Raw genomic sequence first — 14,888 nt, forward strand, 5'->3', positions numbered from 1 at the left:
ATGCAGAGTGGATTAGCTATCTAAATGAAATTTTAGCTGATTCACTCTCCTTGCATATTTGAGTTGTCGTGCAGGGACATATATATAAAGGATTGTCCATGTCTCATGTCTCATTGAGAAGCTTACTTGGGGGGCGATATTTTACACAAAAGCCCTGGCTCGTTTCTTTCATACTGATCATATTATTAACCCTCTGGCTGAGTCTTGGTTCACTTAACGCACAAGAGCAAGCCCCAGAGAAGTCTGCAGATACCATCCCACTTGCTAAAGTGATGTATCAAACCTTCCATGCTGAATCTACTGAAAAGAAAATCGATCTTTATGGCCGCACAGCGCCAGATAAGCAAGCTCGCTTATCTGCGGAAATCGCTGGTAAGATCTTACTCACTAAAATCGACAAAGGTGACAAAGTCTCTAAAGGGCAAGTGATTGCGCTTATTGATCAAGGAGATCTTCAATCTCAGCTTGATCGAGCAAAGGCTGTTTTGTCGGTAAAACGTCAAGAGTTCAAAGCGGCAGAATCACTTAAGAATCGTGGATTGCAAGGGGAAATCGCTTATACAAATGCTCTTGCAGAACTCACCGATGCCAAATCCAGTGTAAAAACGGTCGAAATGCACTTAGCGCACACTTCAATTGTTGCACCTTTCGATGGCGTAGTTGAAAACTTGTTTATTGAGCAGGGCGATTTTGTTGGTGTTGGTGACCCAGTAGCAACTTTGATTGATCTTAATAAATTAGTGATAGAAGCGAATGTAAGTGAACGCCACATTCAGAGTATTACTAAAGGTCAACCCGCAACCATTCACTTTATTCAAGGTTCTCAAACTCAGGGAACTGTGCGGTATTTGTCTCAGCTTTCTTCTCCTTCTACCAATACTTTCGCTATTGAGGTGGAAGTTCCCAATCCGAATCAGCAGATCCCAGCAGGGGTAAGCACTCAAGTTGAACTGAATTTAGAAACGCAAATGGCAGTGAAAATTACTCCAGCCATGCTTGCGCTTGATGATCAAGGAAATTTAGGGGTGAAAACTTTGGTTGAAGAAAGGGTTCATTTCGTTCCTATTCAACTGGTTAAAGCGGAGCAAGACGGTGTTTGGCTAACTGGCTTAGGTGAAGAAGTTGACATCATTACTCGTGGTCAAGGTTTTGTACGTGATGGTGATAAAGTTGCAGCAGTTAAGCACACAGCAGATATAGAAACTCAACCGTTACAGAATAGTAAGCCTTAGGAGGCGACATGTTTGCGTTAATTGACGCGGCACTGTCGCGTACTCGAACTATGCTCGTGCTATTGGTGTTTATTCTTGTAGCGGGTGCATTAACTTATGTCACGATTCCTAAAGAATCGAGTCCAGATATTACTATCCCAATCATCTATGTTTCTGTTTCTCACCAAGGTATTTCACCGGGAGATGCGGAGCGCTTGATTGCCCGTCCATTAGAGCAAGAATTGCGTTCCATCGAAGGCATTAAGGAGATGACGTCTAATTCTTCTGAAGGCCATGCTTCTGTTGTTCTGGAATTCAATGTTGGTGTCGATCTTGATAAGGCAATGGCGGATGTACGAGATGCGGTTGATTTAGCCAAGCCGAAATTGCCTGCCGACAGTGATGAACCAACCGTAAACGAAGTGACGTTGGCAAATGCCCAGCCGGTATTATCCGTAGTGTTATACGGCACAGTACCTGAACGTGGCATTGTACAAATCGCTCGTCTATTGCGAGATAAGCTAGAGAGTTTCCGTCAAGTTCTAGAAGTAGATATTGCCGGTGACAGAGACGACATTGTTGAGATCATTGTCGATCCACTGCTCATGGAAAGTTATGGATTAGATCAGGGCGATATTTACAATCTGATAGCGTTAAATAACCGCGTTGTCGCAGCAGGCTTTGTAGATACGGGGTATGGTCGTTTTTCTGTCAAAGTCCCTTCAGTGTTTGATTCAATAAAAGATGTCTTAGAGTTACCTGTGAAAGTGGATGGCAAGCAAGTTGTTACATTCGGAGACATTGCAACAGTAAGACGTGCTTTCAGAGATCCGAGTTCGTTCGCCAGACTAGATGGTAAATCCGCCATTGTTTTAGATGTTAAGAAGCGAGCGGGCGAGAACATCATTGAAACGGTAGAACTCGTTAAAACTGTTATACGTGAAGCGCAAAAGAGAGAAGATTGGCCATCCAACTTATTGGTCAAATACACATGGGATGAATCTCAAGATGTTGAGATGATGCTTAATGATCTGCAGAACAATGTGTTATCAGCCATTATTCTTGTCGTTATCGTTATCATCGCCGTACTCGGTGTGAGAACAGCATTGTTGGTTGGTGTTTCTATCCCAGGTTCATTCTTAATTGGCTTGCTGACACTTTCTGTATTTGGATTAACCGTCAACATTATCGTATTGTTCGCGCTCATTATGGCGGTCGGTATGCTGGTGGATGGCGCGATCGTTGTGACCGAGTTTGCTGATAGGCGAATGCAAGAAGGAATGCCAAGAGGAGAAGCGTATCGCGATGCGGCGAAACGCATGGCTTGGCCTATTACGGCTTCAACAGCCACTACTCTAGCGGCGTTTGCTCCTTTGCTTTTCTGGCCTGACGTGACAGGGGAGTTCATGCGATATCTGCCTTTGACTCTGATTGCTACGTTGACCGCTTCATTAATTATGGCGATGCTGTTTGTACCTGTTTTAGGTAGCGTAATGGGGCGTCCTCAAAATGTCACTCCCGAAGCCCGCGCCAATATGGTGGCGTTACATGAAGGCGAGTTTGATAAAGCAACGGGAATCACCAAGCTCTATTACCAAACGCTTTCTATTGCATTACATCATCCGCTGAAAATCCTTTTGAGTGCGATCGTCATGTCTGTGGCAATAGGTTTCGCCTATGTGAAAGCTGGTAATGGAGTGGAATTTTTCCCTGAGGTTGATCCTCCATATTTCAATGTGAAAGTTCGTTCTTACGGTGATCTGTCTATCAACGAAAAAGACACCATCATGCGCGAAATTGAGCAAGTAATGCTAGGTCATGATGAATTTGAAAGTGTTTACACTCGAACGGGTGGAGATGACGTTATTGGCCAAATTCAAGTTAAGCCGGTGGAATGGCAGTATCGTCGTAAAGTCATGGCAATCATTGATGAGCTTAAACAGACCACAGATAAGTTCTCTGGTGTAGAAATTGAGTATAAGTTTCCGGACGCGGGGCCACCAGTTGATCATGATGTGGTAATGGAGCTTTCCGGTAATAATGCTCAAGATCTAGAGTTGGCGGCTAAGACAGTTCGCCACTGGGCTGACAGTAATACAGCGTTTACCAATATTAGCGATTCATCGTCAAAGCCGGGTATCGATTGGCGAATTGATATTCGTCGCGACGATGCTTCTCGCTTTGCTGCTGATGCGACTTTGGTGGGTAACACGGTTCAGTTCGTTACTAATGGTCTCAAAATTGGAGATTACTTACCTGATGATGCCAATGAAGAAGTCGATATTCTGGTTCGTTATCCTGAAGATAAGCGCGATATTGGGCGATTTGATCAACTTCGAGTAAAAACACCAGCGGGTTTAGTACCGATTACCAATTTTGCTGAAATTAAGCCAGATCATAAGCAAGATACGATAGAACGAATTGATGGACGCAGAGTTATCAACGTGATGGCCGATTTAAACGAAGGCTATAACTTAGCGCTAGAGTTACCGAAAATCGAACAAGCTTTAGCTGAATTAGGATTACCATCAAGCGTTGAATTTAGAATGAGAGGCCAGAATGAGGAACAAGAGCATTCAGCGGCTTTCTTAGAAAAGGCGTTTTTAGTTGCGTTAGTGGCTATGGCAGTGATACTGATTACTCAGTTCAACAGCTTCTATCAAGCCTTTTTAATCTTGAGTGCGGTACTATTCTCGACGGTTGGGGTTTTCGCTGGTTTGCTAATTTTTCAGAAGCCGTTTGGTGTGATTATGTCTGGCATTGGCGTTATTTCCCTGGCTGGTATTGTGGTAAACAATAATATTGTTTTAATCGATACTTATAATCAGCTGATAAAACGCGGTATGGATAAGAGAGAAGCGATACTTCGAACGGGTGTTCAACGTTTACGTCCAGTACTGCTTACCACTATAACCACGATTCTTGGCTTATTGCCTATGGTTCTGGAAATGAACATCGACTTAATCAATCAAAAAATTGAGTTTGGTGCGCCAAGCACTCAGTGGTGGTCACAATTAGCCACAGCTGTTGCTGGCGGCTTAGCATTTGCAACGGTTTTGACTCTTGTATTGACGCCGTGTCTATTGATGCTGGGACGGAACAAGTATCAGGAATAGCGGTTTAAAAAGCTTATAAAACAAAGGGCTGAGTATTTATACTCGGCCCTTTTGTTTAGGTAGACATCTTCATTGTGTTATAGAGAAACAGATAGCTCGCTAATTGGCATAAAGTAACTGGCTGTATCTATCTAAACGCTGCAATCTAATTTCTGCATTGGCAATGAAAGTTTGCTTGGCTTTACCCGTTAATGATTGAGATTGCGGTAATGAAACCGTTCGTGGGTTTTTATGAACGCCATTGACCAAAAATTCGTAATGCAGATGAGCACCCGTTACTCGACCTGTTCTGCCTAAGGTACCAATGACTTGTCCTTGCTTTACTCTTTGACCGGTTTTGACGGTTCGTTTAGTTAGATGCAGATATTTAGTAATGTAGGTGTTGCTGTGACGGATGAATACATAGTTACCATTGAACTGGTTATAGCTCGATTTTTCCACCACGCCATCGCCTGCAGCCCAAATTGGTGTACCGATAGGCGCGACATAATCGGTACCTCGGTGTGCTTTCACTTGTCCAGTTACTGGGTGTAAGCGTCTTGGGTTAAAGTTGGAAGATACCCGACGAAAATCAAGCGGTGAGCGCAAGAAGGCTTTCTTCATAGCACGTCCACTTGGGTCATAGTAGTTCCCAGTGTTGTCATCAAGTACCGCAGTAAAGTTTGTACCTTGGTTGATAAAGCTAGCAGCGATGATGTTTCCGCGATCAACCACTTCCCCTTCAACAATCTTTTCTTGATAGAGCAGTTTGAAACTGTCACCAGAGCGAATATCCAAAGCAAAGTCGATATCCCAGCCAAAAATTCCCGCTAACTCCATAATCTGGTTTGCACTTAAGCCTGCTGACATTGCCGCATTCCAGAAGTTTGATGTGATCTCCGCTTCTGCATAGTTGTATTGGAAGAAGACTTCTTTCTTGTCAATTTCTGAGGTGTAGCCATTTTCAGATTGAGTAATGACAAAGGTTTCGTAAGCACTCAGTTTGCGTTTGAGTTGAATCAACTCATTATTGTCATTAAAGCCGAACTGTAATTCATCTCCAGGACGTAAACGACTTAGCTGATTATTAATCTCGTTGTTGCTAGACGTTAAGCTATATAGCTGCCTTGCACTGAGTCCAATACGTTGGAATAAGACCGCGGCGCTTTCTCCCGAACGAACTTTGTATTTTTCCCAGCGCAAAATGGCAGAAGGAAGAATTGTCGAGCCCGGAGAGAGAGCTTCGCTATTGATAGCAAGTGGGTAGTGGCGACCTACTTGTAATTTGTTTGGATTCTTTTGCAAAGACTCTGGGCTAGGCAAAAATAAAAGGGCAAAAACAATCAGCGCACTGCATAAGGCGATTAAAGTTCGATGAATCCATGGAAGACGAGTGAAAATAGAAAGCATACTCGGAGGTCATTCAGTCAATAATTAATAAAAAATCCAGTTACGTAGTCTAACTGGTTTCAAAATGCATCGCTATTCAAGTAATATGTCGAACTATTAAATTTTGCCAAATCTGTGGGAGTGAACAAGAATGGCGAGTATTGAAGCGGCTTTAGCTGAAATTAAACGTGGTGTTGAGGAACTGATTCCTGAAGAAGAGCTGATTGCTAAGCTTAAAGAAGGCCGTCCTTTACGTATTAAATTAGGTGCCGATCCAACTGCACCCGATATTCATTTAGGTCACACTGTGATTCTAAATAAATTGCGTACATTCCAAGACTTAGGCCATGACGTTACTTTCCTTATCGGTGACTTTACCGGTATGGTTGGTGACCCGACAGGTAAAAACACAACGCGTCCGCCATTAACGCGCGAAGACGTGTTACGTAATGCCGAAACATACAAACAACAAGTATTTAAGATCCTAGACCCAGCTAAGACCAAAATTCAGTTTAACTCTGAATGGTTATCTGAGCTTGGTGCAGAAGGTATGATTCGTCTGGCGGCAAACCAAACTGTCGCTCGTATGTTAGAACGTGATGACTTTAAAAAGCGTTATGCTGGTGGTCAACCGATTGCAATTCATGAGTTCATGTACCCACTGCTACAAGGTTATGATTCAGTTGCAATGGAAACTGACGTTGAGCTTGGCGGTACGGACCAAAAATTCAACCTATTGATGGGGCGTGAGCTGCAAAAATCTAACGGTCAAAAACCTCAAGTTGTACTGATGATGCCACTATTGGTTGGTTTAGACGGTGAAAAGAAAATGTCTAAATCAGCACACAACTATATTGGTGTAAGTGAATCTCCAAGTGAGATGTTCGGTAAGATCATGTCTATATCTGACGATTTGATGTGGAGCTACTACGAGCTATTGTCATTCCGTCCTCTTGCTGAGCTTGAAAAACTGAAATTAGACGTAGCGAATGGTGCTAACCCTCGTGACGCTAAGATTCTTTTGGCTAAAGAGATCATTGCTCGTTTCCACACTGATGCAGATGCTGATGCTGCAGAACAAGAGTTTATCAATCGTTTCCAAAAAGGCGCGATGCCAGATGAGATGCCAGAATTCGAGTTTGACTCTGGTATTGCAATCTCTAACCTACTTAAAGATGCTGGTCTTGTTAACTCAACATCTGATGCAATGCGAATGATCAAGCAAGGCGCGGCTAAGCAAGACGGTGAAAAAATCGAAGATGCTAAGCTAGTTCCAACAGCGGGCACTTATGTTTACCAAGTTGGTAAGCGTAAATTTGCACGTGTAACCGTGAAGTAATTTGCTACATATCGAATATCAAAAAGCGCCTGTAGGCGCTTTTTGTATTTTAAGGATGTGTTTGTTTAATAAACGTAGTTTTTAGATTAAAGCTATTTGCTTAACTCAACAACTTGTCGATAAAAGTTTTTTTCAAACGTTACCAGGGGGGCTTCTACAGGGACTTCGCTCTCGACTTCTGGTGGGAAGTAATCCGTAACGAACTGGATGAAGACAGCGCTCGGTTTCCCTTTTTCATCTAAACCATATCCAGCCATATTACGTGTCCCGTAGAGAGAGCCGCTTTTGGCTCTGATTCTTCCTTTAATCATATCTTCTCGCATGCTACGGCGGTACTGCAGTGTTCCAGATTCTCCTGAACTCGGTAGCAGGTTGATTAAACCCAAGGTTTTGTCGTGCTTCCAAATGTAATGCAGAATCTGAAGCATGCTTGATGCTTGAAGTCGGTTATTGCGAGATAAACCTGAACCATCGACCAGTTGCTCATCTTTTAGCGAGATACCTGTTTGTTTGCTAATCACTTCTTTTATGGCTTCAGTGCCGTTGTTGAAGCTACCGGCTTGCTGGTAATAATGTCGGCCTATAGATTTTGTTAACGTATCCGCTATCAGGTTGTCAGAATCTTTGAGCATAGTATCTAGCAGGACAGGCAGAGGCTCTGATTGATGAGTTGCGATGACTTTTCCTGTCTTTGGCATCTTTCCTATTTTTATTTCACCTTTAAGCTGAAGTCCCAATTGATTGAGCAATTTATACACGACTCTTTGTGCATAAAGATTGGTATTCTGAACAGCGAATTTCAGGGGAAGTGGCTTTGCTCGTTCAGCCAAACATCCAGATAGTTGATAGTGGTTTTCTTGTGTCGGATAGAGTTCTAAATCACAGTATAGTGATTCTTGTTGTTGTTCAGAAACCGCGTCTGCATCCGTCATCACATAAACCGGATATTGTTCAGGTACGTAAACACGAGTGGTTCCATCTTTCTCTGTATAGATCGAAGATTGAATACAGTTACCATCGATATTGATCGCACTTGCTGGTGCGCTATAACAGACACCCACAATATCCCAAGGCCAACCTACGGCTTTGTCATATCCGGTGAATGCTGTGTTATCTAACCAAATATCTCCAGAGATTAAACCCGAGTTTGTCGCTTTTATATTGCCCAGCAGTTGCTTGATGTTTTCTGAAGATAAAGTTGGGTCTCCAGAAAATACCAGTGCATAGCTATTACCTGACTGTGTTAATGCTGTTTGGAAACGAAATTCATCGCCCAACTCCAGTTTTGCTGCAAGCGCGGTTACGATTTTTAACGTACTGGCAGGAGGAAAGTATTGCTTTGTCGATTGAGCGTCTGTTTCAATCTTGTCAGTAAGCTTTTTAGCAATAAGTGCGTAACGAGTAGCAGGGGGAAGCTGGGTAGAAACTTGGTTCGCCTGCGCCTGAAAAGAAAATAGGGTAATCGTCAGTCCAACGAGAAAACTAAAAACGATTTTTTCAAAGGTGAGTTTGGCTAAAAAGATACGCTGCATACGGATTACAAAATTGCTTAAAAGTGCAGCCAGTATAATGTGTTAAGCAGCAAGTTTCATTGCCGTTTTGGTTAAACTTTTATGTGCTAAAAACAAAAACGCCTGCAAAGCAGGCGTTTTAAGAAAAGGCATTGTTTACGATTAGAAGTCGTAACGCATACCTAGCACAACTTCGTCTTCAGCATCCGCTTTTGTAGCATTGCGAGAGACATAAGCTTTACTTGAACTGCTGTATTTCACAACCGCATCGCCTTCATCAATTAAGTTGAAGTTGTATGATACGTAAGCGCGGAAGTTAGGTTTGAAGAAGTAAGATGCATCAATTGCAAGGTTGTCTGTTGATGTTTTGTTATCTGACTCAGCATTGTTGTATGTGGTGGTGAATACTGTTTGGCCTAGTGTGTAAGCCGCAGCGAACTCATAACCAGTGTAGTCAAATGTAGATTTATCTGTGTTACTAACTTGTTTTTCACCGTCAGTGAAAGTACCAGCTAAGTAGAAGTCTGAGATTCTGTAAGATGCAGCTAACATGTATTCATTGGCTTCATCTTGTGCAGCGTAACCACCACCTAGTTTTAGGCCAGTATCACCTAATGCATAGATTGCAGATAGAGAGTAACCGTCTTGGCCGTTATCATCGTAACCAGTATCTACAGTAGAATCTGTACGATCAGCAAAGCGGTAGCTAGCTTTTAGTGAAAGGTCTGAGAATGCGCCTTTATATGAGATCATGTTGTCAGTACGGTCAGCTGCAGCCAATTTGTCAGCTGCTGAGTTACCGTGGAAAGCCATGATATCGGTAAAGTCTGTGATAACACCTAGCGCACCATCATTTTTACCGTAAGTGACTTCGCCGAAGTTACCACCAATACCAGCATACGCATAACGGTTGTCAAGATCAGAGCCATCACCGTTATCAGCTGTAGTAAACTCACCTTCGTAGAAACCAACACCGTATAGGCTGTCGGTGATCATGCTTTTACCAAGGAAGTTTAGACGAACGCGAGATAGGTCGTCTGCTTTGCCATCTTTAAGAGATAGACGTGCTTCTGCACGGCCACCCATAGTTAGAGTATCGCCATCTTTGTTGTATAGTTCGTTAGCATTTGCGCCTGTTGCCACTGCTGCGCCTGCCACTGCTAGAGCAATTAGAGTCTTTTTCATTTTTTAATCCTAATTTACTGTCCATAAATAGAAAATATATAGAGTGTGGATATACCACAACGCACATATCTATCGTCGTTTGAATACTTAAGCCGATCAAGAGCCCTATGTCATGTTTATGTGAAAGTTGCATAAACAAGTTTAGAAACCTTACGGATATTGCGTAGTTAGATTTAAACCGCAAAGTTCCTGCGCTTGTTAGTAAAATGATGTAAAAAACACAATTGAACGGTGTTTTATTGAATATAAAAAATATCAATTCAATGTATTTAAACGTTTTTTTTGTTTTTCTAATCTTTTTTTAATCGAATGTTAAGTGCGAGTATTTATGTTTTTTTATTTTAATGGTGGGAATGTGAACTGAATGAAATGTGACCTAGATCTCTGTGAGATATAGGTTTGTGCGCAGAAAGCCAATTCTTGTATCTAATTTTTAATTTGGATGATTTCGGCAGAAACTTTGTTTACACTTAGACAAAATATATTTATCTAATACAGCCTATCTCTCTAGGGAGGTTAGGCTGTTTCGTTTTGTCCAAAGGCAGCTTTGGCGTAGAGGTATAAAATGGAAAAAGTTCCTATGACAGTACGTGGTGAGAAATTACTGCGTGATGAACTTGAAAGATTATTGAAATTGCGCCCACAAATTTCTCAAGCTATTGCAGAAGCTCGTGAACTCGGTGACTTGAAAGAGAATGCGGAATATCACGCTGCTCGTGAAGAGCAAGGAATTTGTGAAGCTCAAATTCGTGATATCGAATACAAGCTATCTGTGGCTCAAGTTATCGATGTAACGAAAATGGATAAGACCGGTAAGGTTATTTTTGGTTCTACAGTGACACTGATTGATGTAGATACTGATGAAGAGAAAACTTACCAAATTGTTGGTGATGATGAAGCTGATATCAAAGCTGGTCGAATTTCTGTTAGTTCACCTATTGCTCGTGGACTGATTGCAAAAAGTGAAGGTGACGAAGTTACTATCGTGACACCTGGCGGCGAAAAAGTATTTGAAATTGATAGCGTAGATTACATCTAACAGTAGAATTTTAGCTCGCTTAAAATATAAAAGGTCGCTAAGGCGACCTTTTTGTAATCTTAAGTAACAATTTTACTGCAGAGCAGTTATTACTTACGAGGTAGTTCAATCTTACGTTGCTCTGAAGGACGATACAGAACAAGTACTTTACCAATAACTTGTACTTTCTCTGCTTTAGTCTCTCTAACGATCGCGTCAACAATCAGTTGTTTTGTTTCGCGATCTTCAGATACCACTTTCACTTTAATCAGTTCATGGTGGTCAAGCGCAATTTCGATTTCTGCCAGAACAGCTTCGGTCAGCCCGTTAGCGCCCATTAGAACGACTGGGTTTAAATGGTGTGCTAGACCTTTTAGGTGCTGCTTTTGTTTGTTGCTTAGGTTCATTACGCGCCCAAATTTCTTTATTATCAGGGTTGAAAAAAGCTATTTTAGCGCCATCTATCTTTGAAGACTATATTTTCTACCATACTTTCTCAGATAGACGCTGTTTGATTAGGATTAGAATGAGTAAACAAAAACATTCAGCGAGCTCTGGCCGCTGGTTGAAAGAACATTTTGACGACAAGTATGTGAATGAAGCTAAAAAGAAAGGTTATCGTTCACGTGCTATCTTTAAAATTGAAGAGATTCAAGAAAAAGACAAATTATTGAAGTCCGGTATGACAGTGGTTGACTTAGGAGCTGCTCCTGGTGGTTGGTCACAATATGCTGCTGGTATTGTCGGTGACAGCGGGCAAGTAATTGCTTGTGATATTCTGCCGATGGACTCAATTGCTGGTGTATCGTTTCTTCAAGGTGATTTTCGTGAAGAAGCGGTTTTGGAAGCGCTTTTAGAAAGAATTCAGCCTGATATGGTCGATGTCGTAATGTCTGACATGGCACCTAATATGGCTGGTAACCTTTCTGTTGACCAACCTAGGGCGATGTATCTGGTGGAATTAGCATTAGATATGTGTCGACAAGTTCTTGCGCCTAATGGTAGTTTTGTTGTCAAAGTGTTTCAGGGCGAAGGGTTTGATCAATACGTTAAAGATGTCCGTGACATGTTTAGCGTTGTGAAAATTCGTAAACCAGATTCTTCAAGGGCTCGCTCTAGAGAAGTTTATATCGTCGCCACTGGTTACAAAGGTTAACTATTTTACTTTAATGAGAAAAGTTAACACTATGGCTACAGCCTAGAAACTGTAGTACCCTACCTTTAATTACAACTAGTTATCGAGAGGCTTACACCTTGAGTGACATGGCAAAAAATTTAATTCTGTGGCTTGTAATCGCTGTTGTGTTGATGTCTGTATTCCAAAGTTTTGGTCCAGGTGATAACAACGGTAGAACTATCGATTACACGACCTTTGTACAAGAAGTTGGTCAAGGCCAGATTCAAGAAGCTCAATTCAATAACAGTGAGATAAGCTTTACTCGTAGAGGCAGTAGTGCACGTTACGTTACTTATATGCCTGTTTATGATGAAAAATTGCTTGATGACTTGATCAACCAAAATGTGAAAGTTCAAGGTACTGCTCCAGAAGAGCAAAGCCTACTTGGAACTATCTTCATTTCTTGGTTCCCAATGATTCTGCTCGTTGGTGTGTGGATTTTCTTCATGCGTCAGATGCAAGGTGGCGGTGGCAAAGGCGCGATGTCCTTTGGTAAGAGCAAAGCCCGCATGATGAGCGAAGAACAAATTAAAACCACATTCGGCGATGTCGCGGGCTGTGATGAAGCAAAAGAAGATGTGAAAGAGTTGGTTGACTACCTGCGAGACCCAAGTCGTTTCCAAAAGCTGGGCGGCAAGATTCCAACGGGTGTGTTGATGGTTGGTCCTCCGGGTACAGGTAAGACATTGCTTGCTAAGGCAATTGCTGGTGAAGCCAAGGTACCTTTCTTTACTATCTCTGGTTCTGACTTCGTTGAAATGTTTGTTGGTGTCGGTGCATCTCGTGTACGTGACATGTTTGAACAAGCGAAGAAAGCGGCGCCTTGTATTATCTTCATTGATGAGATCGATGCCGTAGGTCGTCAACGTGGTGCTGGTGTTGGTGGTGGTCACGATGAACGTGAGCAAACACTAAACCAAATGCTGGTTGAAATGGATGGTTTCGAAGGTAACGAAGGTATCATTGTTATCGCAGCAACTAACCGTCCTGACGTACTTGACCCTGCACTTCTTCGCCCTGGTCGTTTTGACCGCCAAGTTGTTGTTGGTTTACCAGACGTACGTGGTCGTGAGCAGATTCTTAAAGTTCACATGCGTAAAGTTCCGCTAGCCGGTGATGTAGAACCATCATTGATTGCTCGTGGTACACCAGGTTTCTCTGGCGCTGACCTAGCAAACTTGGTTAACGAAGCTGCACTGTTTGCTGCTCGTGGTAACAAACGTAACGTTTCAATGGTTGAGTTTGAACTGGCTAAAGACAAAATTATGATGGGCGCAGAGCGTCGTTCAATGGTGATGTCAGAAGAAACAAAAGAATCAACCGCTTACCATGAAGCAGGCCATGCTATCGTAGGGCGTTTAGTGCCTGAACATGATCCTGTTTATAAAGTGTCGATCATTCCTCGTGGCCGAGCTCTTGGTGTGACTATGTACTTGCCTGAACAAGATCGCGTAAGTATGTCAAAACAACATCTAGAGTCGATGATCTCAAGTTTGTACGGCGGTCGCCTTGCTGAAGAGTTGATTTACGGTGTTGAGAAAGTATCAACAGGTGCATCTAACGATATTGAACGTGCTACTGATATTGCTCGTAAGATGGTGACTCAGTGGGGCTTCTCTGAGAAGTTAGGCCCAATGCTTTATGCGGAAGAAGAGGGCGAAGTATTCCTTGGCCGTAGCGTAACGCAAACCAAACATATGTCGGATGATACGGCTAAGTTGATTGATGATGAAATCCGTATTCTCATCGACCGTAACTACGAGCGTGCTCGTAAGATACTGCAAGAGAACATGGACATCATGCACTCTATGAAAGATGCATTGATGAAATATGAAACGATCGACGCAGGCCAAATAGATGATCTGATGGCGCGTAAATCAGAGATTCGTGAACCTGCAGGTTGGGCTGATCAAGCTAAAGCTCAAGATGAGAAAAAAGCTGAAGCATCTAATGCGGCGGCTTCTGCTGAAGAGTCAAAGGAAGAACCTAAAGTAGAAGAGACTTCTACTGACTCATCAACTGAGAAAAAAGATTCAGAATAATCTTTTGTTATCTTTAAAACCCCGACTAGTTCGGGGTTTTCTGTTTCCGGCTTATGGAAACATGGTTATGGAAAGACTCATCGTTTATGAAATTAACAAACGCAACTAAAGAACTCATTCTTGACCGTCCTCACGTTATGGGGATCCTAAACACAACGCCAGACTCATTCTCAGATGGCGGTAGTTATACGTCGATAGATAATGTCATTGTTCGTGCTAAACAAATGATAGAAGCAGGTGTCAGCATTATCGATATTGGTGGAGAATCGACCAGGCCGGGAGCGCCAGATGTAAGTCTTGAGGAAGAACTTCACCGTGTTATACCTGCTATCAAAGCGATTCGAGAGTTTAACCAAGACGTTTGGATTTCAGTGGATACCAGTAAAGCTGAAGTGATGCGCCAATCGATAGAAGCTGGCGCAGACCTAATCAATGATGTTCGTTCTTTGCAAGAACCGGGTGCACTGGAAGTTGCAGCTAAAGCTCAAGTGCCTGTCTGTATCATGCATATGAAAGGGCAACCGAAAACGATGCAAATCAATCCAGAATACGATAATGTTCAGCTCGAAGTAGAGGCCTTCCTTCTCGAAAAATTAGCAATGTGTGAAAGTGCAGGTATCGCTCGCGAGAACATTATTCTTGATCCAGGTTTTGGCTTTGGTAAATCAATTGAGCACAACTATCATTTACTCGCCAACTTAGAAAAACTACATCGATTTGGATTACCGATACTTGCTGGTATGTCGCGGAAATCAATGGTGTTTAAACTTCTTGAGAAGAAACCTGCTGAATGTATGGTTGCAAGTGTGACTTGTGCAACGATTGCCGCTATAAAAGGCGCGCAGATTATTCGCGTTCATGATGTCGAAGAGACATTGGAAGCGATGAAAATCATCCAAACAACGAACAACAATTTATAAG

Annotated in this window: 11 protein-coding genes; 7 read left to right on the top strand and 4 right to left on the bottom strand. The window is 42.4% G+C overall.

Annotated elements, in window-relative coordinates; all coding sequences use genetic code 11:
- Nucleotides 1–98 precede the first annotated feature (98 nt).
- Both ACRQQK_RS16135 and ACRQQK_RS16140 read left to right on the top strand, forming a co-directional pair.
- Nucleotides 99–1,232: an efflux RND transporter periplasmic adaptor subunit gene (locus ACRQQK_RS16135; protein ID WP_457513044.1), complete on the top strand. Its 1,134-nt coding sequence runs from the start codon at nucleotides 99–101 to the stop codon at nucleotides 1,230–1,232.
- An 8-nt stretch (nucleotides 1,233–1,240) separates the two neighbouring features.
- Nucleotides 1,241–4,327 (top strand): efflux RND transporter permease subunit, encoded by a 3,087-nt coding sequence (locus tag ACRQQK_RS16140; RefSeq protein ID WP_457513046.1) that lies wholly within the window; start codon nucleotides 1,241–1,243, stop codon nucleotides 4,325–4,327.
- 99 nt (nucleotides 4,328–4,426) lie between these two features.
- Here the strand turns inward: ACRQQK_RS16140 and ACRQQK_RS16145 are convergent, their stop codons facing one another.
- Nucleotides 4,427–5,716: a peptidoglycan DD-metalloendopeptidase family protein gene (locus ACRQQK_RS16145; RefSeq protein WP_457513048.1), complete on the bottom strand. Its 1,290-nt coding sequence runs from the start codon at nucleotides 5,714–5,716 to the stop codon at nucleotides 4,427–4,429.
- A gap of 130 nt (nucleotides 5,717–5,846) precedes the next feature.
- On the opposite strand from ACRQQK_RS16145, the gene tyrS reads away from it, so the two are divergent.
- Nucleotides 5,847–7,034 (top strand): tyrosine--tRNA ligase, encoded by a 1,188-nt coding sequence (gene tyrS, locus ACRQQK_RS16150; protein ID WP_457513050.1) that lies wholly within the window; start codon nucleotides 5,847–5,849, stop codon nucleotides 7,032–7,034.
- 92 nt (nucleotides 7,035–7,126) lie between these two features.
- Here tyrS and dacB read toward each other — a convergent pair whose 3' ends face one another.
- Nucleotides 7,127–8,527, bottom strand: a complete 1,401-nt coding sequence (gene dacB / locus ACRQQK_RS16155; RefSeq protein WP_457513214.1) for a serine-type D-Ala-D-Ala carboxypeptidase — start codon at nucleotides 8,525–8,527, stop codon at nucleotides 7,127–7,129.
- A 180-nt stretch (nucleotides 8,528–8,707) separates the two neighbouring features.
- Nucleotides 8,708–9,730: a porin gene (locus tag ACRQQK_RS16160; protein WP_457513052.1), complete on the bottom strand. Its 1,023-nt coding sequence runs from the start codon at nucleotides 9,728–9,730 to the stop codon at nucleotides 8,708–8,710.
- Nucleotides 9,731–10,295: 565 nt separating this feature from the next.
- Between ACRQQK_RS16160 and greA the strand changes: the two genes are divergently transcribed.
- Complete coding sequence (greA, locus tag ACRQQK_RS16165) at nucleotides 10,296–10,769, top strand: transcription elongation factor GreA (RefSeq protein WP_457513054.1); 474 nt, start codon at nucleotides 10,296–10,298, stop codon at nucleotides 10,767–10,769.
- 89 nt (nucleotides 10,770–10,858) lie between these two features.
- Here greA and yhbY read toward each other — a convergent pair whose 3' ends face one another.
- Entirely contained in the window at nucleotides 10,859–11,155 is a 297-nt protein-coding gene (gene yhbY, locus ACRQQK_RS16170; protein WP_042484407.1) for a ribosome assembly RNA-binding protein YhbY, read from the bottom strand.
- A gap of 119 nt (nucleotides 11,156–11,274) precedes the next feature.
- On the opposite strand from yhbY, the gene rlmE reads away from it, so the two are divergent.
- From rlmE to folP, 3 genes are all read left to right on the top strand, one after another.
- Nucleotides 11,275–11,904 carry a 23S rRNA (uridine(2552)-2'-O)-methyltransferase RlmE gene (rlmE, locus tag ACRQQK_RS16175; RefSeq protein ID WP_457513056.1) on the top strand — a complete coding sequence of 210 codons (630 nt, stop codon included), beginning with the start codon at nucleotides 11,275–11,277 and terminating at the stop codon, nucleotides 11,902–11,904.
- 98 nt (nucleotides 11,905–12,002) lie between these two features.
- Entirely contained in the window at nucleotides 12,003–13,967 is a 1,965-nt protein-coding gene (gene ftsH / locus ACRQQK_RS16180) for an ATP-dependent zinc metalloprotease FtsH (RefSeq protein ID WP_457513058.1), read from the top strand.
- Between the two features lie 86 nt (nucleotides 13,968–14,053).
- The gene (folP, locus tag ACRQQK_RS16185; protein ID WP_457513060.1) at nucleotides 14,054–14,887 is read left to right on the top strand and encodes a dihydropteroate synthase; all 834 of its coding nucleotides are present in this window, start codon (nucleotides 14,054–14,056) and stop codon (nucleotides 14,885–14,887) included.
- Nucleotide 14,888: the final 1 nt, after the last annotated feature.

The organism is Vibrio sp. C8 (assembly GCF_054051265.1).